General features: G+C 59.4%; 16 protein-coding genes and 1 tRNA gene. 9 read left to right on the top strand and 8 right to left on the bottom strand.

All coding sequences use genetic code 11. The annotated features are described in order from the left end of the window. Positions 1–36 precede the first annotated feature (36 nt). Together BVH74_RS16335 and BVH74_RS16330 are read left to right on the top strand one after the other, a co-directional pair. A complete protein-coding gene (locus BVH74_RS16335; RefSeq protein ID WP_080051131.1) occupies positions 37–885 on the top strand; it encodes an alpha/beta fold hydrolase in 849 nt (282 codons plus the stop codon). Between the two features lie 74 nt (positions 886–959). Continuing rightward, positions 960–1,823, top strand: a complete 864-nt coding sequence (locus BVH74_RS16330) for a fumarylacetoacetate hydrolase family protein (RefSeq protein WP_080051130.1) — start codon at positions 960–962, stop codon at positions 1,821–1,823. 51 nt (positions 1,824–1,874) lie between these two features. Here the strand turns inward: BVH74_RS16330 and BVH74_RS16325 are convergent, their stop codons facing one another. Beyond that, positions 1,875–2,822 (bottom strand): p-hydroxyphenylacetate 3-hydroxylase reductase component, encoded by a 948-nt coding sequence (locus BVH74_RS16325; protein WP_080051129.1) that lies wholly within the window; start codon positions 2,820–2,822, stop codon positions 1,875–1,877. A 193-nt stretch (positions 2,823–3,015) separates the two neighbouring features. On the opposite strand from BVH74_RS16325, the gene BVH74_RS16320 reads away from it, so the two are divergent. From BVH74_RS16320 to BVH74_RS16305, 4 genes are all read left to right on the top strand, one after another. Further along, positions 3,016–4,083: an SMP-30/gluconolactonase/LRE family protein gene (locus tag BVH74_RS16320; RefSeq protein WP_177344545.1), complete on the top strand. Its 1,068-nt coding sequence runs from the start codon at positions 3,016–3,018 to the stop codon at positions 4,081–4,083. 27 nt (positions 4,084–4,110) lie between these two features. Then, positions 4,111–5,772, top strand: coding sequence for an arylsulfatase (locus BVH74_RS16315; RefSeq protein ID WP_080051127.1), 1,662 nt, complete (start codon positions 4,111–4,113; stop codon positions 5,770–5,772). 241 nt (positions 5,773–6,013) lie between these two features. Further along, positions 6,014–7,210: a YbfB/YjiJ family MFS transporter gene (locus tag BVH74_RS16310; RefSeq protein ID WP_080051126.1), complete on the top strand. Its 1,197-nt coding sequence runs from the start codon at positions 6,014–6,016 to the stop codon at positions 7,208–7,210. Between the two features lie 69 nt (positions 7,211–7,279). Continuing rightward, on the top strand, positions 7,280–8,845 hold the full coding sequence (locus BVH74_RS16305; RefSeq protein WP_080051125.1) for a methyl-accepting chemotaxis protein: 1,566 nt from the start codon (positions 7,280–7,282) through the stop codon (positions 8,843–8,845). An 18-nt stretch (positions 8,846–8,863) separates the two neighbouring features. Here BVH74_RS16305 and secD read toward each other — a convergent pair whose 3' ends face one another. The 5 genes from secD to BVH74_RS16280 form a co-directional block, all read right to left on the bottom strand. Next, positions 8,864–11,191 carry a protein translocase subunit SecD gene (secD, locus tag BVH74_RS16300; RefSeq protein ID WP_080051124.1) on the bottom strand — a complete coding sequence of 776 codons (2,328 nt, stop codon included), beginning with the start codon at positions 11,189–11,191 and terminating at the stop codon, positions 8,864–8,866. Between the two features lie 57 nt (positions 11,192–11,248). Further along, positions 11,249–11,593 (bottom strand): hypothetical protein, encoded by a 345-nt coding sequence (locus BVH74_RS16295; protein ID WP_155121737.1) that lies wholly within the window; start codon positions 11,591–11,593, stop codon positions 11,249–11,251. Between the two features lie 204 nt (positions 11,594–11,797). Further along, complete coding sequence (locus BVH74_RS16290) at positions 11,798–12,535, bottom strand: hypothetical protein (RefSeq protein WP_080051122.1); 738 nt, start codon at positions 12,533–12,535, stop codon at positions 11,798–11,800. Between the two features lie 283 nt (positions 12,536–12,818). Further along, positions 12,819–12,892, bottom strand: a tRNA-Gly gene (locus BVH74_RS16285). A gap of 68 nt (positions 12,893–12,960) precedes the next feature. Then, positions 12,961–13,959, bottom strand: coding sequence for an LLM class flavin-dependent oxidoreductase (locus tag BVH74_RS16280; protein ID WP_080051121.1), 999 nt, complete (start codon positions 13,957–13,959; stop codon positions 12,961–12,963). An 87-nt stretch (positions 13,960–14,046) separates the two neighbouring features. Here BVH74_RS16280 and BVH74_RS16275 point away from each other — a divergent pair, with 87 nt between their 5' ends. Continuing rightward, a complete protein-coding gene (locus tag BVH74_RS16275) occupies positions 14,047–14,490 on the top strand; it encodes a group I truncated hemoglobin (protein WP_080051120.1) in 444 nt (147 codons plus the stop codon). A gap of 1 nt (position 14,491) precedes the next feature. Here BVH74_RS16275 and BVH74_RS16270 read toward each other — a convergent pair whose 3' ends face one another. Together BVH74_RS16270 and BVH74_RS16265 are read right to left on the bottom strand one after the other, a co-directional pair. Next, on the bottom strand, positions 14,492–16,825 hold the full coding sequence (locus tag BVH74_RS16270) for an EAL domain-containing protein (protein WP_080051119.1): 2,334 nt from the start codon (positions 16,823–16,825) through the stop codon (positions 14,492–14,494). 2 nt (positions 16,826–16,827) lie between these two features. After that, on the bottom strand, positions 16,828–18,030 hold the full coding sequence (locus BVH74_RS16265) for a tetratricopeptide repeat protein (protein WP_177344544.1): 1,203 nt from the start codon (positions 18,028–18,030) through the stop codon (positions 16,828–16,830). 167 nt (positions 18,031–18,197) lie between these two features. On the opposite strand from BVH74_RS16265, the gene flhA reads away from it, so the two are divergent. Together flhA and flhF are read left to right on the top strand one after the other, a co-directional pair. Next, on the top strand, positions 18,198–20,324 hold the full coding sequence (gene flhA, locus BVH74_RS16260; RefSeq protein ID WP_080051117.1) for a flagellar biosynthesis protein FlhA: 2,127 nt from the start codon (positions 18,198–18,200) through the stop codon (positions 20,322–20,324). Between the two features lie 22 nt (positions 20,325–20,346). After that, positions 20,347–21,699: a flagellar biosynthesis GTPase FlhF gene (gene flhF / locus BVH74_RS16255; protein WP_080051116.1), complete on the top strand. Its 1,353-nt coding sequence runs from the start codon at positions 20,347–20,349 to the stop codon at positions 21,697–21,699. Positions 21,700–21,709: the final 10 nt, after the last annotated feature.

Genomic DNA, 21,709 nt, shown 5'->3' with positions numbered 1-21,709 from the left:
GTATTTACCTATTTGCGCACACACAGGAAAACGACAATGAGCCAGTACACGCAAGAAAACACCAGCAAGTTTGTACAGACCAAAGAGTGGAAGCTGCATTACAACGAGGCCGGCAGCGGTGATGAAGTGGTCATCATGCTGCATGGCTCAGGAGCCGGCGCTACCGGTTGGGCCAACTTCCATCGTAATGTCGATGCCTTTGTGGAGGCCGGCTATCGGGTGATTCTGCCGGACTATCCGGGCTGGGGGAAATCCGATTCGATCGTTACCGGTGAGCCGCGCTTTGACGTCAACGGTCGCGCCACTCTGCAACTGATGGATGCGCTGGATATCGACAAGGCGCATTTGGTCGGCAATTCGATGGGCGGTGGCAGTGCCCTGGCACTCACCACTCGGCATCCCGAGCGGGTCGGCAAACTGATCCTGATGGGGGCTGGCGGGGTGGGCAAGACCAGCATCTTCACGCCGCTGCCGATGGAAGGCATCAAGCTGTTGTTCGATGTCTACAAGAACCCGTCGATCGAAAGCCTGCGCCGGATGCTGGATGTATTCGTGTATGATCCCAGTGCGCTGACAGATGAGCTGATTGAGCTGCGTTACAAGGCTATGATGGAAAATGCTCATCACCTGCCTAACTTCCTCAAGAGTGTGGAAATGAGTCAGTTCAATTTGGGTGATTACACCAATGAGCTGCCCAAGATTCCCAACAAAACCCTGATTACCTGGGGCCGTGACGACCGTTTCGTGCCGATTGACTGGAGTCTGAAATTCCTCAACATGATTCCTAACTCCACGCTGCATGTGTTTAGCCAGTGCGGTCACTGGGCCCAATGGGAGCATGCCGAGCCCTTCAATCGCCTGGTGATTGACTTCATCAAGCATTGAGGCAGTCTTGGATCGGTAGGGGAGGCTGCGGCCTCCCTTTTTTACTGGATGACGATGATGCATGAGGGCGCTAGATGAAACTGGTGAGCTATGAATATGCTGGGCAGCGTGGGCTGGGCAAGGTCGTTGGTGAGCGGGTGATTCCCCTGAATCAGGTTTTGCCTGAACTGCCGCGCAGCATGGCAGCATTGCTGGCGGCAGGGGCCGAGGTGTTGGCACAGGTTGAGCGTGTTCAGGTTGATGATGAAGCGCTGGAGTTCACGCAGATCCGGTTGCTGCCGCCGGTGACTGATCCACAGAAATATCTGGCCATCGGTATGAACTACAAGGCTCATGCCGAAGAAGCCGCACGTAATGGTGTGCCCATTCCGAAATCACAGTTGTGGTTCAACAAGCAGGTGTCCTGTCTGAACGGTCCCTTTGATCCGGTCGAGATGCCAAAAGTGTCGGACAAGCTGGATTACGAAGCTGAGTTGGGGGTGGTGATTGGCAAGCGCTGTCGGCATGTGTCAGTCGCTGAGGCCGCTTCGGTAGTTGCCGGTTATCTGGTTTGCAACGATGTCAGCGTGCGTGACTGGCAAATGCGCAGCCCGACTTTCACGCTGGGCAAGTCCTTCGATACCCACGGACCGATTGGCCCCTGGCTGGTAACTGCCGACGAGGTTCCAGACCCGCACAACCTGATGATGCGCTGCTGGGTCAATGGTGAACTACGACAGGAAACCAATACCGGCGACATGATCTACAACATCTGGGAGCAGATTGCTTATCTTTCGACCGTGATGACCCTGGAGCCGGGTGATATCCTGGCTACCGGGACGCCAGCGGGTGTTGGTGTTGGATTCGATCCTAAGCGCTTTCTCGCTGTAGATGATGTGGTGCGGATTGAGGTGGAAGGCCTGGGCTACATCGAGAACCGAGTGGTGGCCGAAAAATAAACGCAGGAATGGCCTGGGCCACCGCAGGTCGGTGGCTCATGCAGGCTGTCTTCAGCGTGCCGCCATGGCTAGCTTCAATGCTTTCTTGAATACCTCCAGCTCACCCTCGCTGAGCTCGCTGAAAAGCTCTTCCTGGGCTTTGCGCACAGTATTCCAGAGTTGTTCGAGCATGCTGTGACCGGCTGGGGTTACCTGTCGTTTTCCGTCGTCAAGCTGCAGGAAACCCTTGGCCTGCAAGGTCGCCAGTGCGTCCTCGACTTCACGGACAGGCATCGATACTGCCTGCTGCAAATCGGCCAGACTGGCATTGGGCGCACTGTCGAGCACCATAAGCAGGCGCGACTCACTGTTGCGCATGCCCAAAGCCAGGTGCTGCTGGACGAAGCGCGGGTGACTGGCGTTTACCGCCTGAATCATCAGATAGAACAGGTTGTCGCCCAACCGGGTGTGCAGCAGGTCAGAAGACTCGCAGACTTTGGTACCCGTTTCCGGACGGCGTCCGCGTGGGTGTGGCAGGACCATGGCGTAACCACCCTGGTGATAAACCAGAGGCGCCATGCTGAAGTCTTCGAAGTGTTCTACCTGACCGATCATGATCCAGTGATCGCCGCCATCGATCTGCTGGTAATTGGCGCACTGGAAGTTGCCGGAGCAGCCTTCGAATACTGGTGCCTTGCCCAGGCCTTCAAGGTGGCTGATGCCGGAAAACTTGTCCTCTTGTGGCCTGGCGAAGTGATTGGACAGTTCGATCTGGTCCGAAGCCAGGATGTTGACGCAAAAGTGGCTGGCGTCTTTGAAGGTATTCCAAGCGCTTGAACGCTTGTCCAGACTCCAGAGGATCAGCGGGGGCTCCAGCGATACCGAGTTGAAGCTGTTGGCTGTGACGCCGACCTTGCGGCCATTGGGTCCACAGGCGGTAACGATGGTCACACCGCAGGCAAAGTTGCCTAGGGCACGGCGGAACTGACGGGGGTCCATAAGTGGGGCTGAGTTGTTCATTCGTGGCTCCAGCTGGGTCAGGAGCAAGCCCCTGGCCTTGTGGTAGTAGTCTGTGTCCCCATGCTAGACAGCCTTGGCAAAGGCTTCATTGGCGTTAAAGCGAATGCACTTTTCAGTTGGTTTATCTGGCGTGCCGGTACAGTCCTGATAGGGTCTTGCAAGTGCCTTAACAATGACAAAAAGGGGAATGACCATGTTTAACCGTCCTGCGCACCCTGCGATTGGGGTAATGGCGTTGCTGTTTACCACGATGGCTGGAGCGGATGCGCCGCCCTGTGAACCAGGTCCGGGTTATGAGCCTGTATGTGGTATTGCCCCGCCTGAAGATATGGAATTGGCCGCGGATGCACGTCACCTGTTCATGAGTATCACTCCGGGTCTTGGCGGACAGCATCGCCCGCGGTTGCGCATCATGGACCTGCAGACTCATCAGGCCCGTGACCTGGATGTTGCTGTCGAGCCGGAAGCAGGCTGGGGAGAGGCAACATGCCCGACACCGCCACAAGCACTGGGTGCGCACGGCATCCACCTGTCTGAGCGTCCCGATGGTCGTCAGCAGTTGCTGGTGGTCAATCATGATGGGCGTGAAGCCATCGAGTTTGTCGAAGTGCTGCCGATCCAGGATGGCTGGACGGCGGTCTGGCGTGGTTGCGTGGAAAACACCGGTCTGGGCAAGTTCAATGATGTGGCCGCGACCCCCGATGGCGGTTTCGTGGCGACCGTGATGTTTGAATCTGAAAGTATGAAGCCACCGATGGCGCTGGAGCAGCTACTGGACGGGCGTGAAACGGGTTACCTGATGACTTGGGCACCAGGCAAGCCTTTGACTGAGCTGGCTGGTAGTCGGGCACCATTCCCCAATGGTATACAAGTATCAAAAGATGGCCGGCACGCCTGGTTTGCAGCCTGGACGGCCAGTGAAATTTGGCAGTACGACCTGGAAAGCAACCGGGTGGTGAGCCGGATCCCGGTGGGGTACATGGTTGATAACCTCAGTTGGGCGCAGGACGGACGCTTGCTAGGGGCAGGCATCAATGATGTCAATGAGTTCATCCAGTGCTTCATTGAGCATACCGAGCACTGTGCTATGGGCATCACGGTTTCAGCTCTGGACACAACGTCAGAGCCTGTCGGCCATGAAGTCCTGTTCACTACCGGGCCCGGGGTACTGGCTGGTGCTTCGGTAGCAGTAGAGGTTGGGAGTGATATCTATGTCGGCACATTTACCAGTGATCGGTTGTTGCGCCTGACTGGCGAGTGATGCTCAGTCTAATAAACGAGAGCCGAGATGAAAAAATCTGAACTCCTGCTGAAATGGTGCGCTTTGACGTTGTTGCTATTGCCATGGCTGGGGCACGCTGGTGAACGGCCCAATATTCTGCTGATCATGGCTGATGATCTGGGTTACAGCGATCTGGGCAGTTATGGTGGTGAGATTGCCACGCCCAATCTGGATCAGTTGGCTAGTGAGGGGCTGCGTATGACCAGCTTCTATGTCGCACCGACCTGCTCGCCAACCCGTTCGATGCTGATGTCTGGTACCGATAACCATCTTGTCGGGTTGGGCACCATGGCCGAGGTGCTGCCTTTTGCACCACATCTGCAAGGGCAGCCTGGTTATGAAGGGCACATAAACGATAAAGCTCATAGTCTGCCCCGCTTGCTGGCGGATGCCGGCTATTCGACCTTCATGTCCGGTAAATGGCATTTGGGTACCGACCCGGCCCAAGACCCCCATCGGTTTGGTTTTGACCAGGCATTCGTGCTGTTACAGGGTGGGGCCAGTCACTTCCAACCGCTGCCGGGCAGCAGTGTCAGAGTGGAGAATGTCAGTTACCGTGAAAATGGCCAGGATGTTGAGGTGTCAGAGGACTTCTTTTCCACTGACTACTACACGGATCGGCTGATCGATTACCTGAAGGCTGATGCCGACAGCGGCAAACCCTTCTTCGCCTGGTTGGCCTACACTGCGCCACATTGGCCCTTGCATGCCCCGGATGACTACATCGACCGTTATCAAGGGCGCTATGACGAGGGTTACGAGGCCATTCGCCAGCAACGCCTGCGGCGTCTGGAGGAGCGGGGTCTGATTGCCTCGGGATTTGTCGCCGCCGAGCCAGCACAGGTGCCTTCCCGGCGCTGGGCTGAACTCACTGATGAGGAACAGGCCATCCAGGCGCGCAAAATGGAAGTGTACGCAGCCATGGTTGAACACATGGATGCCAATATCGGTCGGCTGTTCGACTACTTGAAGGGGGGCGGGCGCTATGACAATACCCTGATCATCTTTGTTTCCGATAATGGGGCTGCCGGTGAGGATCATGCGCGTGGATACTCACCCGATGATGCGCTGACTGACAACAGCCTGAGCAATATTGGTCGGCGTGGTTCCAACGTCAATTATGGTTATCGTTGGGCCGAGGTAGGTGCCACACCTTTCAGTTTGGTCAAGGGGACCACGGCCGAGGGCGGCATCAGTTCTCCGGCGATCGTTCGTCTTCCCGCCAGCCTGAATCAGGGCGAGCCCGGGCGGGTGGTGGAGGCCGTAGCCCGAGTTGATGATTTGCTACCTACTTTCCTCGCCCTGGTAGGGATAGCTGATCCGGGTAATCTGTATCAGGGACAGCCCCGAGCGCCCATTACCGGGATTTCATTGTTACCGGTCTGGACCGGAAGTTCACACGCAGAGTCTCGGGTGCTGGCCGGTGAAATGTTCGCTCAGGCCTACGTGCGTGCCGGCGACTGGAAGTTACGCTCAGCCCATGCGCCGGATGGTCGGGTTCCTGATCTGAACCGACCCTATCAATGGCAACTGTTCAATCTGGCAGAAGACCGGGGTGAAACTCATGATCTGGCCGGACAGTATCCGCTAAAAGTGAAAGAACTCGAGCAGCTGTGGCGCCAGCATGTCGATCGGGTGGGGATCGTTGAGCCGGAAGTGCAGCGCTGAAACGGGCTTTCGCAGGTAAGGCGGCAGGGAGTATTTTTGCGTAGCGAGCGCAACCCAGGTCGACCTTCCGGGCTCATCACTGGAAGCTCTCCGTGAGTTGCAGCAGCAACTGCTGGACAAACCAGCGGTAGTGGTGGTGTCGCCTGCGCCAATGTTCGAGGTTAAGCTGAGCGAGGAACGTTGCTGAGAATACGACTGGCGTCTACTGGCAAGTCGGCGTCGGGATCGGCATACTCGCCCCATGACACTTGCCACTCAACGTCTGCGAGTGCTCTGCGCCGGTATTTTCAGCTTATTGCTGACGCTCGGTGTGGCGCGCTTTGCCTACACTCCGCTGTTGCCGCTAATGCAGTCCCAGGCTGGCCTGGGGCTGGCTGACGCCGGTTGGCTGGCGGCCATCAACTATGTCGGTTATTTGTGTGGGGCGCTGCTGGCCTCGCTGATCAGTGACCTGCGCCTGAAAGACCGGCTGTATCGCTGGGGCATTCTGGTCGCGATCCTCAGTACCCTGGTCATGGCGCTTAGCACCGAGCTATGGGTCTGGGCGTTGTCGCGTTTTGTCGCTGGCCTGAGCAGCGCCGCTGGCATGTTGCTGGGCAGCGCGCTGATTCTCAACTGGCTGATGCGCCACGGCTTGCGCAGTGAACTGGGCATTCATTTTGCCGGGATCGGGCTTGGTATTGCCCTGTGCGCAGCGCTGGTTGGTCTGCTCGATCAATGGCTGGACTGGCGTGAGCAATGGCTGATGCTGACCCTGTTCGGGCTGTTGTTGGCGGTGCCGGCGCTGCGCTGGCTGCCGCCGCCGGATACCAGCGGCAAGACCACCACCGGTGCGGCGATGCCCGACAATCCGCCAAGCCGGCTGTATTTGCAAGTGTTCATGGCGGCGTATTTCTGTACCGGGGTGGGCTATGTGGTCAGTGCTACTTTCATTGTCGCCATCGTCGAGCAACTGCCGGGGCTGGGCGGGCGCGGCAATCTGGCTTTCCTGCTGCTTGGCATCGGTGCGGCTCCGGCTTGCATTCTCTGGGATCTGGTCGCGCGGCGTACGGGGGAGCTGAATGCCTTGATCCTGGCCGCGCTGCTGCAGGTGCTGGGTATCCTGTTGCCGGTGCTGCACCACAGCCTGTGGGCAGCGCTGACCGGGGCCTGGCTGTTCGGCGCAACCTTCATCGGTATGGTCAGCCTGGTGCTGACCATGGCCGGGCGTTATTACCCGACACGCCCGGCGCGCATGATGGGGCGCATGACTCTGGCTTATGGCGTTGCGCAGATTATCGGCCCGGCCCTGGTTGGCGTGCTGGCCACCCGCTTTGGGGGCTATGCCATCGGACTTTGGTGCGCTGCGGCGGTAATGTTGCTGGGCGCTGTGCTGTTGGTGGGCCTGAAATGGGTCGAACGGCGTGATGCCTGCGTGACGGCTGTCTGCCCGGAGTGACACTCGGCTGGCGCGTTGTAACAGGCGATCTACACTGGAGGACAGTGTCGCTTACGAAGGGAACTCGCCATGCGCAACAATCAGCCGGTCACTGACCGCGAAAGGACGTTCGACGCCAAGCAGCGTCTGATTTCTGCCACCGACACCGTCGGCAAGATCGTTTACTGCAATGATGAATTTGTCGCCATCAGCGGCTTCAACCGCGAAGAGTTGATTGGCAGCCCGCACAATATTGTCCGTCACCCGGACATGCCGCCTGCGGTCTACGAGAACATGTGGTCCTATCTCAAGGCCGGCAAGACCTGGATGGGCATCGTCAAGAACCGCTGCAAGAATGGCGACTACTACTGGGTCGAGGCCTATGTCACGCCGATTGTCGAGCAGGGCAAGGTTATCGGTTACGAGTCGGTACGCACCCTGCCGGCTCGTGATCGGGTGCAGCGCGCCGAGGCACTCTACAAGCGGATTCGCAGTGGCAAACCGGCCCACAGCCATGTATTGGAAACCCAGCATCTGCTGCAAAAACTGGTGCCGGCGCTGGTTGTTGCGCTGATTGCCTTGCTGGTGATCGGTTGGCGCGGTACCTGGCCGCTGGGAGCGGTAGCGGCGATTGCCGTATTGCTGGGTGGCTACCTGACTCTGTGGCTGTCTGAGCGGGCGGTGGCCGAGGCCATGCACAGTATTCCCAATGCGTTTGATAACGAGATCGCGGCACTGGCCTTTGCCAATGATGATGGCATGATCGGTCGCCTGCGCATGGTGCTGATCAGCGAGGCTGCGCGTATTCGCACAGCCCTGACGCGACTGTCCGATTATGCGGCGCAAACCAGCAGTGGTGCCAGTCAGGCCTGTAGCCTGGCGACCCGTACCACGGTGGCACTGGAGGCCCAGCGTCAGGAAGCGGACCAGGCGGCTACGGCGATGAACGAGATGGCGGCTTCCATTCATGAAGTCTCCAATCATGTGCAGCAGACCGCCGGCGAGGCTGAGAACGCCAGGCGACTGGTACGTGATGGCACCCAGGTCGCCGAAACGACGTTGCGGGCGATTTCCGCCCTGGCTGAGACCGTCGAGCGCATCAATCAGGCCGCCGCCAGCGTGGCGGCGGAAACCGAGCATATCAATACCGCCGCCAGCCTGATCCAGTCGATTGCCGACCAGACCAATTTGCTTGCACTCAATGCCGCCATTGAGGCAGCAAGAGCCGGTGAGCAGGGCCGGGGATTCGCTGTGGTTGCCGATGAGGTGCGCGCTTTGGCCCAGAAAACCCGCGACTCGACCGAGTCGATCAAGTCGGTGATTGGCAATTTGCGTCAGCGCGCCCAGGAGGCTGTGGATGTAGCGCGCAGTGGTGATCTTGAGGCGGAGAAGGGGGTTGAACAGGTAACTCTGACCCAGGAAGCTCTGCGTGGCATCGACGCGGTGATGGAGCGCATCTCGCAGATGACTCAGCAGATGGCGGCCGCGGCGGAAGAGCAAAGCGCAGTAGCCGAAGATATCTCCGAGCAGATCAGCAGGATCGCCCAAGCCGCTGACCAGAGCCTGGAGATGGCCCGCGATACCGGTAATCGGGGGCAGTCACTGGAGCGTACGGCGGCCGATCTGCACAACCTGACGGACAGGTTCAACAGTTGAACCTGCCCGTCAATGTTTTCAGGGAATAGCCTCCAGCTGTTTCTTCAGTTCCTCGGCGCTGGGTCGCAACTGGCTCAGCCCTTGGCGGTTGCGCCATTGACCGAGGAAATACAGGATCGGCGCGGCGATCAGGATTGATGAACTGGTGCCGATGACAATCCCGAACAGCATTGGCTGGGCAAAACTGGCCACCGCGCTGCCACCGGCGATGGCCATCGGCAACAAGGCCAGGAAGGTGGTCACCGAAGTAAACAGCGTGCGGGTCAGGGTCGAGGTGATGCTCTGGTTGAGCAACTCCAGTAATGGCTTGTCCGGTGTTTGTCGCAGGTTCTCCCGCACCCGGTCGAATACCACCACTTTGTCGTTGATCGAATAGCCGATCAAGGCCAGCAGCGCCGCTACCGCCGTCAGGTTGAACTCGATCCCGGTCAGGGCGAAGAAACCGATGGTTTTGGTCAGATCCAGGGCGATGGTCAGGGTTGCGGCCAGGGCGAAGTGATACTCGAAGCGTAGCCACAGATAGCCGAGCATCCCGGCGCCGGCGAGTAGCACGGCAAGAATACTGGCCTGGCTGAAGTCTCCGCTAACCCTGGGGCCGACCATTTCCACCCGAGGGAAACTGGCCTGCTCACTGAGACTCTGGACGGTGCTTTTCAGGGTGTCGACCGGCGCGCCGCTGGCTACCTGCTCTGCGCTGGTTTGTGGCAGCCGGACCAGATAGTGCCCACCATCGCCGAACTCCTGAATTGCTACCTGGCCCAGCCCTTGCTGCTGCAGGGCAGTGCGTAGCTGGTCTACCGCTGTTCCCGGCGCGTTGACCTCAACCACAGTACCGCCGCTGAAATCGATCCCGTAGTTGAGCCCGGGTTTGACGAACAGCACAACCGAAGCCAGAGACAGCAGCAGTGACAGGCCAATCCCGAAAAAGCGTCCACGCATCACATTCAGCGGCCGACCGTTGAACCAGTCCAGTAGCCGCATGCCTGACATCACCAGCGGTCGGCGACCGTGCTTGCGTACCCGCCACTCCATCAGCAGCCGGGTTACGGCAATGGCGGTGAACATCGAGGTCAAAAGGCCAATGCCGATGGTCACGGCAAAGCCTCGCACCGGCCCACTGCCGAACATGAACAGCAGGCTGACGGCGATCAGAGTGGTCACATTGGAGTCGAGAATGGTGGCGTAGGCGCGGTCGAAGCCTTCACGCAGGGCCAGCATCGCCGACTTGCCGCGCCGAGCCTCTTCGCGGATGCGTTCATTAATCAGAATATTGGCGTCCACCGCCATGCCGATGCTGAGGATAATCCCGGCTATGCCTGGCAGCGTCAGGGTTGCGCCGAGCAGGGTCAGAGCGCCGAAAACCAGCCCGACATTGACTGCCAGACCGGCACAGGCGATCAGGCCCCAGCGGCCATAGATCGCCAGCATGAAGCCGATCACCAAAGCCGCGCCGAGTAGTCCGGTGCTGATGCCCATGGAGATGGCATCACTGCCCAGGTCCGGGCCAACAGTGCGCTCCTCGATCACCTTCAGCGGGGCAGGCAAGGCGCCGGCCCGCAGCAGCAATGCCAGGTTGCTAGCTTCGCTGGAAGTAAAGTTGCCACTGATTTCGCCACTGCCACCGGCGATCACGCTGCGGATCACTGGGGCAGTAATGACCTGCTCATCCAACACGATGGCCAGCGGCCGGCCGATATTACGCTGGGTCAGATCGGCGAAGCGTCGGGCGCCGTCCTTGTCGAGCTTGAAGGTAACCACCGGTTGGCCGCTGTCAGGGTTGAACGCCAGTTGGGCATCGCTGATGTGTTTGCCTTCCAGTGCTACCCGTTGTTCAAGCCGGTAGGAACTGCCTTCGGCATCGCCCGATACAATCATGACCGGGCCGTTGGGGCGCTCGCCATCGACCACCCAGTGGAAGGTCATTTTGGCGGTGGTGCCGAGCAGCTCGCGGATCTGGCTGGGGTCGGCCACGCCCGGCATCTGTACCAGAATGCCGTCGTTGCCCTGACGGGTGATGCTGGGTTCGACCAGACCGCTTTCGTCCAGCCGGCGCCGTACTACCTCCAGGCTGCGCTCGACCGCGTCACTGGTCAGCGCCTGGCGCTGGGCAGCACTAAGTTCGTTGCCCTGGGCCTTTTCGGCATTGATCAGCAATTCCTGGGTATCGACTTCCAACAGCAGATGCGAGCCACCACTCAGATCCAGCCCCAGGGCCAGGGTGCTGTCGGTGTACCAGGCCGGTAGCCGCTGTGACAGTTGTGTCGGCAGGATGTTGGGCATGGCGCACAGCAGCCCAAACAGAATCAACAGACTGTAGATAACAGCCCGTGAAGACAATGATTTCATGACTAATCCTCGACGTTGACGTCGTTTATTCGCGTAAAGGGGGTAAAGCTGCGAGGATCAGACTGCTGGGGGCGCGCGTGGGGAGGGTCTTAGGTAGTGGGCCGCTGCCGGGAGGTTGGCGTGCTGGGTGACATAAGGGAAGCTGGCTCGATGGGCCGGTGCCGTCAGGATCAGGGCGGCAATCAGGGCCTGCTCTAGCAGGTCGGGCAAGCCATCACTTGTCGGGCTTGTGGACCGAGTGTCATTGATCAGCCGGATGTTGTCGGCATGCGAGGCAAAGAACAGTTGTTCGGCCTGGCTGACAAAGCCATTGCCAGCCCCAGCCTGCACGCCCAGAGCCGTGGCATTGAGCCCAAATAGCATGGCGCACAGCAACAGCCAGGCGAAAGCCAGCCTGGTCATCGACCGTTGCGGGACTGCTGTCATTTTGGGGTGCACTGCCTGGCCCATGGGGGTGATTTACTCAAGAGACACCCGTGAATACTAAGCTATCGGGGTGGATAATGACAGTGTGTCTGTGGTCAGGAGCCGGACTGAGTGTGTTCGGATGCAGTCAGACTGCAAGTGTGTTCAACACTTCTTCGACAGCCTCATGCTGAATGTGATTTACCTGAGGTCATAGCGGTTTGCTTGTGTACATGCATGTGAGTTCTGATTGATATCGCATGCCCTTCGCCAGTGCTGTTGCATCCTTGCTTTATGCTGCCTGCACTCTGGTGACCCTTCTCTGAATGGTCCACAGCTAAACTTCGTCTCCTTTACTACCGTTACATATGGCTGTGTACGCTGAGGTGTGCTTTGCTGAGCAGCTTCAGGTCTCGGCATTCTGATTGTGTTTACTGTCCCTGATGGTCGATAGTTCTCATCAGTGAATACCGTTTGTCTTTCAGAGCTGTTTCCTGTGGTGTTATCTATCCATTCAATTTCAGCTACTGGGTTAGGCTTGCAGTTTTGTTGCCTGATAGCCTTGCCTAGCTCCGACTGGCTGCTCTTGTAGGCCTCACATAGTCCCCATTCGGTACTCTGGTGAAGCATCTTGTTCACTTGTTCCAGGTAAATATCTTTGGCAGCTTCGGAGGCTTCACCAATGTTTATTCTCTGGTCTGTTACCGATACAGGTGCATGTTCTTGCTTCATGCCTGCCGTGGGTGGCGCTATATGCTGCTTTAGGTGGTCGGCCCATCCGTTCCTGTCGCCCATATAAATGATGCCACCTATCAAACTGATGGCCAGTATGGTCGAGATACCTATGGGGCTTTTGTTCTTTTGTTTCCGTACTCTGGTTGGTGCGTCATCAATGCTTGGTTTCAAGCTTTCGATTTGTCGTTTTAGATGCTCATCCATGTCCATTCCTTCGGGCGCTACCTTCCCTGTGATCAGCCATAGGGCGCGTTGTGGGTAGGTCTTCAAGGTCTTCAGCAAGGCCTGCTAATGCTGAACATAGTGGAACAAAGCAGATGGATATGAAAGGTCTTGACCTTCAAAAGCTAGTCGGATGCCCGACTTTCTTTGATGCCTTGGCAGAAATTTGCCGAATGGATTGGCATGGGGAATAAATCCGCTTTTCGACACTTTATCGAAATCTAGCGATTTTTGAGCTGATAAGTTTTTAATATCAATGAGTTACTGGAGCGGGTGAAGGGAATCGAACCCTCGTCGTAAGCTTGGGAAGCTTCTGCTCTACCATTGAGCTACACCCGCTTGGGAGCGCTGCCGGAATTCGGCAGGCGCTCTTTTTACCAGAGTTGTGGCTGGCTGGGAAGGGGGCGCTAGAGTTTCGCGGCCACCTTCTGAAGCCGGCTGTAGCTTTCACGGCGCAGCGCCTGATCAAAGATGCTGCAGTTGACGATCAGTTCGTCGACCCCGGTCCGTTCCAGCAAGTCGCTTAACTGGTTGGCGACCGTAGCTTCATCACCCATCAGGGTGCCGGCCAGGGTCGAGAGGACCATGTGGCGCTCATGCGGCTGCCACAGGCTGTCGATGTCGGCAACGGGTGGCGGCAGTGGGCCGGGCTGGCCTCGGCGCAGGTTGAGAAAGGCCTGCTGGTGAGAACTGGCGAGGAACTGGGCCTGCTCGGTGCTTTCGGCGACGTAGGCATTGATGCCAAGCATGAAGTAGGGCTGTTGCAGATCTGGCGAGCTTTGGAAGTGGTCGCGATAGGCGTTCAACGCGGCGTACATATAGTCCGGTGAAAACTGTCCGGCGAAGGCAAAGGGCAGGCCCAGGCTGCCGGCCAGTTGGGCGCTGTAGGTGCTGGAGCCGAGCAGCCAGATGGGAATGTCCAGCCCGGCACCGGGAACTGCCTGCAGTCGCTGCCCAGGCTGGGACGGAGCGAACAGGGCTCGCAGCTCAGCCAGCATCTCGGGGAAATCTTCACCGTCGGCGCGACCGCGGCGCAAGGCTGCGGCTGTAGCCGGGTCGGTGCCGGGCGCGCGCCCCAGGCCCAGGTCGATACGGCCGGGGTACAGCGATTCCAGTGTGCCGAACTGTTCGGCGATCTGCAGCGGAGCATGGTTGGGCAGCATGATGCCGCCGGAACCGATGCGGATGCGTTCGGTGCTGGCCGCCAGGTAGCCCATGACCACCGAGGTGGCGGCCGAGGCAATGCCGGTCATGTTGTGATGTTCGGCTACCCAGTAGCGTTGAAAGCCTTCGTTCTCAGCATGGCGAGCCAGAGCCTGGGCGTTGCGCAGGGCCTGAGCCGGGGTTGAGCCCTGTACTATCGGGCACAAGTCGAGTACGGACAGGCGAACGGCGGAGGCGCTCATGAAAACTCCTGATTACGCGAACGGGATGCTCTATGCTAACGGTTGACGGGCTTGAGTCCAGTCCGGAATTGGAGGCGGGAAACGAAAATGCGTGTTTTGGCGATCATCCTGATCAGTCTGTTGGCGTTGTGGGGGTGTCGATCCGGGCCACCGGAGTCGCAGCCGCAGCCGCCGGATGGCAGCTTGTTTGTCGAACTGGGTGGGCTTGCCGGTATCAGTCGGGTGGTTGACGGGCTGTTGTTCCGGATTGCTGATGATCAGCGCATTGTGCATCACTTCGCTGAAGCAGACTTCGAGCGCTTACGTATCCAACTGATCGAGCAGTTGTGTACCGAAAGTGGCGGTCCCTGCCAATATCAAGGCGACAGCATGGCAGAAGCCCATGCCGGCATGAGTATCACCGAATCCGAGTTCCAGGCCATGCTCGAGGATCTGGCGGCGGCGATGGACGAGGAGGGGATTGCGCCAGCAACCCAGCGTCGTCTGCTGACCCGGTTGCGGCCGCTGGGTCGGGACATCATCGCACACTGATTCAGAGAGCCTCTATCCGGGTAATCAGTTCGGCTGACGGCATGCCGATGCTGGCACCCTGAGCGAAGTCGATGCCCAGATCCCGCACTTGCTCCAGTACTTGCGGACTGTGAACGAACTCAGCCACAGTCTGTATCCCCAGCTCCCTGGCAAAACGGACAATGCCGCGGGTCAGTGTCAGGGCGTTGGGGTCGCTGCCGAGTTGGCGGATCAGGCTGCCATCGATCTTGATCATATCGACATTCAGGCGCAGCAGGTGCTCGAAGTTGGAGTAACCGGTGCCGAAGTCGTCAATCGCGATCCGGCAGCCCAGAGCCTTGGCCTGGTCGATGAACTGGCGTACGGCGGTGTAGTTCTCGATCCCTTCGGACTCAAGGATCTCAAAGATGACCCGCCGGGCGATCTGGCTGTTCTGCAGGTGCTCAAGAATGAACCGGGTCAGGCCGGTATCCAGCAAATCTTCGCAGGAGAGGTTGAGGGAAAACTCGTAGTCGTTGCCGGCAAAACGCTGGAAACACTGCTCGACCATGCTGCGGGTGATGAAGCGGTACAGGCGGATCCGTTTGGAGACGGCCAGGAACTGGCCGGGGCTGACCGGCTCGCCATCACCATCCAGCATCCGGGTCAGACACTCGAATTTCTCAATGCGGCCGCTATTGAGCTCCATGATCGGCTGAAAGTACGGCACGATCCGTCCTTGCTCCAGAGCCAATTTGAGGCGGTTGGCCCAGGTCAGGTTGTGCTCGTAGGTTTCCCTGGCGCGGTGGGCCGGGTCATACACCACGAAGTGACGCTGATTGATCCGAGCCAGCTTCAACGCCATGTTGGCCGAGGTCAGCAACTGTTCGCCGCTGAGCAGGCTGCCGTCGGTTTGCCAACTGCTGGCCAGGCCAAGGCTGGCGTGCAGCGGGATATCCTGTCCTTGCCAGATCAGGTTCAGGCCGCTGACGAAGTTCTGCAGCGCAGTCAGGCGTTGCTGCAAGGCCTGCGGGCCGTGCTGTCCAGGCAGCCAGATGGCGATTTCATCGGCTGGCATGCGGTAAAGCTGGCTGTTGTTCCAGCCAGGGGCGCTATCGAGATATTCGCCCAGGGCTCTGGCCAACTGGCGGATAACGTAATCACCGCACTGATGACCATAAAAATCGTTGATCTCCTTGAACGCATCAAGATTAAGCAGGATCAGCGAGCCGGTCCCGCTTTGTTCGAGTTCTAGCAGCAATTTGGAGCGGTTGGGCAGCCGGGTCAGGCTGTCGGTATACAAAGTGTGCAGTTGGCGCAATGTGCCGGCGACCAGATACAGAATCCAGCCTGACAGCAGCAGCAACACACTGCCGATCAGCAGGACGATACGCAGATTGCTCTGGCGCATGGGCGCTAGTACCGCATCGATCTCGACTTGCGGTACGCCGATGCCAAACACCATGCCGGCCTGGGTCAGGGAGAAGAACAGGGCGTAGTCTTCGTCGTCAACTACCAGGCTCAGAGTCTGCATTGGTGAGGCCAACTGGCGACTGGACATGCGGTTATCAAGCACCGGGGTGCCGAGTTGCTGGTGCAACTGGCTGGCGGTAATGGTGTCCATCAGCCGCTGTGCGTGCTCAATGTCTTCGGCTTGAGCCAGGCTGGACAGGTTGCGGTTTTCGCTGTCGATCAGGAAGGCAAAGGCGCCAGGGGTGACTTCCACCCGGCTCACCAGGCGAATGATCTGGTCGGCGCGCCAGTCGGTGGACGCCATGCCGATACGGGTCTGCTGGTCATCGTACATCAGGGTGCTAAGGCTGATGACCACATTGTTGATCTGGGCCTTGTAGTAGGCGGGTGTCCAGTTGAAACGTGCGGTCTGATCATCAGGCTGGCCGGCGGGCTCAATGATGCGCTGATACCAGTCGCTGGTGTACCAGGAACTCAGGCTGCGCTGCACCTGAATCCGTTCGCCTTCACGCCAGGCATACAGGGCAAAGGGGCTTTCGGTCAGCGTGGCGGTCTGGAACCACAAGCCGGCGGCAAAGGCCTCGGGAAAGTCGCCCAGGGCTTCGCGCAGGGTCTGATCAAGAATGCTGCGCGGGTTCGGCAGCACCCGTCGCTGGCGATACAGCAACTCGCCCAGATGCGCGAGTTCGGCGGTGTGCTGTTCCATTCGCTGGTGGTGAGCATTGATGCGGTCGAGGTTGGCGTAGAAGGTGTCGGCAATCTGGCGCTGACGCAGGTCCGACATGGCCTGTTGGGCAAACCCCAGGTTCAGGCTGGACATCAACCACATGCCGGCAATGAACAGCGCGACCAGCAGACCGAGGATCAACATGATGCCACGACGCACCGACCGCACGCCGAGCATGATCAGGGCCGCCTGCCGTTGAGGGTGGCCTGAATGCGGGCCTGGGCCAGGCGCAATTGTTCCTGGTTGAGTTGTCCGGTCAGTTGCTCGACTCTCGGTCGTGCGCGTTGCTCGCCGTTGAGTAGGGCCAGGCTATACCAGACATAAGCCTCCTGATTGTCACGCGGCCCGTCGATGCCTTGCGCATAGCTGTTGCCGAGCCGGTACTGGGCTTCGGCCGAACCCTGATTGGCAGCGCGCTCAAGCCATTGGCGGCTCTTGCCGGGCCCGGCCAGTTCGCCGGTCTGATACAGCTCGGCCAGCAGCAATTGGGCCGGCAGATAATCCTGATTGGCGGCCAGGGTCAGCAGCCGTTGAGCCTTGTCCGGATCTGGCGCGGTGCCCTGGCCCTGGCGGTAGGCCAGGGCCAAAACATGACGCGCCTCGGCCAGGCGTTGATTGGCGGCCCGCTCCAGCCAGGCAAGGGCCTGGCGCTCATCCTGTTCCACGCCCAGTCCCTGCTGGTAAAGCTGGCCGAGCAGCAACTGCCCGGGAGCGTAACCCTGAGCGGCAGAGCGCTGGGCCCAGTCAAAGGCGCTGGCATGCTCGTTGGCGGTGTGATGCAGGCTGGCCAGGTGGTGCTGGGCCTGGGCGTCGCCCTGTTCGGCTGGCGCCTGACAGCTTTGGCGTGCCTGTTGCAGATTGCGAATGGTAAACAGCAGATAGCAGTCGTTGGCTTGCTGGCGGCTGGGCGAGGGGCCTGCTTCGACCTGTGGTTGGACGGTGGCGGGGCTTGGGCGCTGCTGAGCGACCCGGGAGGCAAACTGCTTGACGTCCTCGGGGCAGGAGTATTGGTAGCCCTGGCGGTAGCGATTCAGATTGTCCTGATTAGCTGGGCGCTGACGGTAGATGGCAGCGACTTCAGCGCAGCGGCGATCACGTTCATTGCTAACGCGCTGGTGCTGGGCGGCGTAATCCTCGTCCTGGGCGTGGGTTTCCAGGTAACGGGTCAGTGGGTCGATGTAAGGCTGGGCAAACAGGGCCTCGACTTCCGCCTGGCGCGCTTTTTCAGGTTGTGGGTCGTCGTTGAGCAGGCGCAGGAGCCTGTCTGTGTTGCTCCACCAGGCACCGGATCTGTCGTCGGTATCCTGACGATCAGGTAATGACTCGCAGCCGGCAAGAGCCAGTGCAAGGGCACTCAGCAGCAGAACGGAATAGGTGCGCATGAACTCTCTTCTGGTACGGGCCAATGCGTCGATTGAGCAAACAGCCAACGGCAATAGCATAGCACCGGGTGCGGATTATTTAGAGTCTTGCCAGGCTGGAACGGTTCTTGCGTATAGCCGTGTATTGGACGTTTTGCGTCAAATTATTGATGGGGAATTGCAAGGGCATGGCTGTAGATCGCGGACAACTGGTAACTTCCATGCGGGCCAATCTGGCAGGTCTGCGGCACGGCAATCTCGGCGTGCCGTTCCTGCTGCTGGTCATCCTCGGCATGATGATGCTGCCGATGCCGCCGTTCCTGCTCGATGTGTTCTTCACCTTCAACATTGCTCTGGCGTTGGTGGTGCTGCTGGTCTGTGCCTATGCCTTGCGGCCGCTGGACTTTGCCGTGTTCCCGACCATCCTGCTGGTTGCCACGTTGCTGCGCCTGGCGCTGAACGTAGCCTCGACCCGGGTGGTGCTGCTCAATGGTCATGAGGGTGGTGATGCTGCCGGTAAGGTGATCCAGGCCTTTGGCGAGGTGGTAATCGGCGGTAACTACGTAGTCGGTCTGGTGGTGTTCGCGATCCTCATGATCATCAACTTCGTGGTGGTCACCAAGGGGGCCGGGCGGATCTCCGAAGTCAGTGCGCGCTTCACCCTGGATGCTATGCCAGGCAAGCAGATGGCCATCGACGCTGACCTCAATGCCGGACTGATTGATCAGGACGAGGCCCGGCGCCGGCGCCTGGAAGTTGCCCAGGAGGCCGACTTCTATGGCTCCATGGACGGTGCCAGCAAGTTCGTGCGCGGTGATGCGGTGGCTGGTCTGCTGATTCTGGCGATCAATATCATCGGCGGACTGGCGATCGGTATGGCCCAGCATGATCTGGCCTTCACCGACGCCGGGCGTATCTATGTGCTGCTGACCATCGGTGATGGCCTGGCTGCGCAGATTCCCTCGCTGCTGCTGTCCACCGCCGCGGCCATCATGGTTACCCGGGTATCGACCTCTGAAGACATGGGCGAACAGGTCCAGCGTCAAATGTTTGCCTCGCCCAAGGCGCTGACGATTGCGGCCGGGATCCTGATTGTGATGGGGCTGATTCCCGGTATGCCGCACATGTCCTTCCTCAGCCTGGGTGCGCTGGCAGCCGGCGCGGCCTACTGGATCGCCCAACGTCAGAAGATCAAGGCTAAGGAAGTGGCCGAAGTCGAGCGTCAGCAGGCTGAGCTGCCCGCGGTACAGCGCCCGGAAGCCAAGGAGCTGGGCTGGGATGATGTTACGCCGGTCGACATGGTCGGGCTTGAGGTGGGTTACCGGCTGATTCCGCTGGTCGATCGCAACCAGGGTGGGCAGTTGCTGGCGCGGATCAAGGGCGTGCGCAAGAAGTTGTCCCAGGACCTGGGCTTTCTGATGCCTTCGGTGCATATCCGCGACAATCTTGATCTGGCTCCCAATGCCTATCGCATCACCTTGATGGGTGTTGGGGTGGCCGAGGCGGAAATCCATCCTGACCGCGAACTGGCGATCAATCCTGGTCAGGTGTTCGGCGAAATCAAGGGGATTGCCGGCAAGGATCCGGCCTTCGGCCTGGATGCAGTCTGGATCGAGGCGATGCAGAAGGATCAGGCCCAGGCACTGGGCTATACCGTGGTCGATGCCAGTACCGTAGTCGCGACTCATCTCAACCAGATCTTGCACAAACATGCCCACGAGCTGATTGGCCATGAAGAGGTTCAGCAGTTGTTGCAGGTGCTGGCCAAGGCATCACCCAAGCTGGCTGAGGAGTTGGTGCCGGGAATCATTTCCCTGTCCGGGCTGCTCAAGGTGCTGCAAGGCTTGCTGCAGGAACAGGTACCGGTTCGCGATATCCGCACCATCGCCGAGGCGATCGCCAATCAGTCGGGCAAGAGTCAAGATCCCGGCGCCTTGATTGGCGCCGTGCGTGTGGCCTTGTCGCGCTCCATCGTTCAAGGCCTCGTCGGGCTTGACTCCGAGCTGCCTGTCATCACTCTTGATCCCAAGTTGGAACAGATATTGCTTCAGAGCCTTCAGAAGGCAGGGCAGGGTGGCGACGAAGGGATTCTGCTGGAGCCGGGTATGGCCGAGAAGCTGCAACGCTCACTGGCCGACGCGGTGCAGCGTCAGGAAGTTCAGGGCAAGCCGGCGATTCTGCTGGTAGCCGGACAGATCCGCGGCATGATGGCCAAGTTTGTTCGCTACGCCACCCCAGGAGCCCATGTGCTGTCGTACCAGGAAATTCCTGACAGCAAGCAGGTGACCATCGTTTCCACGGTCGGTCAGAGTTGAGCCAACAATCTAGAGGTCAGCCATGAAGGTCAAACGTTTCTTTGCCGCCGATATGCGTCAGGCCATGAAGCTGGTACGCGAGGAGCTGGGGCCGGAAGCCGCCATCATTGCCAATCGTCGGGTGGCCGGCGGTATCGAGCTGACCGCTGCGCTGGATTATGAGGCGCCGCGTCTGACCCCGCCGACCCCAGGGCTGAGCCTGGAGCTGAAAAAGACCCAGGAGCGTATCGTCAATGCCCGGGCGCAACTGGAGTTGGGGGAGCGCCCCCAGGAGGCGCCCCGGGTCAATCGTCAATTATTCGGCGACAGTATGCTACAGGCTGCCGAAGACGGCTCGCCAGTGGCGCGCGACCTGCTGGCTCGGCTTAAGCGCGAGCGCGCCGAGCAGTCAGCTCCGGCGACCGCCGAACCGGTCGACAGCCATAACCCGGCGGCTGAAGAAGCAGGCCTGAATGCCATGCGGGCAGAACTTGCCGGTCTGCGCGAAATGCTTGAATCTCAGTTGGGTAGCCTGGCCTGGGGGCAGGTCAACCAGCACCAGCCGCGTCAGGCCAGTCTCTGGCGTCGACTGACCCAGATCGGGCTGCCGGCGGAGCTGTGCCAGGGTCTGCTGAACAAAGTTGCCGATGTGGCGGATAACCGTCAGGCCTGGCGGCTGCTGCTGGCCCATCTGGCCCATAGCATTCCGGTCGTGCATGACGAGTTAATCGAGCAGGGCGGCGCCATTGCTCTGGTCGGACCGACTGGTGCCGGCAAAACCACCACGCTGGGCAAATTGGCCGCGCGTTATGTGCTCAAGCACGGCAGCCAGCATGTCGCCTTGGTAACCATGGATACCTATCGCATCGGCGCCCATGAGCAATTGCGCACCCTGGGACGGATTCTCAATGTGCCGGTGCGGGTCGTCGATGAGCAGAACAGTCTGAGCGAGGTGCTCGACGAATTTGCCGGCAAGCGTCTGGTGCTGATCGACACCGCCGGCCTGCAGGCCAATGATCCGCACCTGAACAATCAGCTCAGTGAGTTGGCAGCCCAGGGCAGCCAAGTGCGCACACTGCTGGTACTGGCTGCAACCAGCCAGCACCGAGTACTCAAGGCTGCCTATCACACATACAAGCGTTGCGCGCTGTCAGGCTGTATTCTGACCAAGGTGGACGAGGCGGCTACTCTGGGTGAAGCATTGGGGCTGGCGATGGAGCACGGTTTACCGGTAGCCTATCTGGCCGATGGCCAGCGCATCCCCGATGACCTCAACCGGGCCGTGGGGCACCAACTGGTCAGCCGGGCTGTAAGCCTGGCCAGCAACGAAGCACCCGCAGATCAGGCTATGGCTGACGTTTTTGCCGGTATACTGCATAAACAACGCGCAAGTTGAGATTTTACTA

The organism is Halopseudomonas phragmitis (genome assembly GCF_002056295.1).
GTDB classification, from domain to species: Bacteria; Pseudomonadota; Gammaproteobacteria; order Pseudomonadales; family Pseudomonadaceae; genus Halopseudomonas; species Halopseudomonas phragmitis.
Note: the sequence above shows the minus strand (reverse complement) of the source record. Positions and strands in the feature narration are given on the sequence as shown.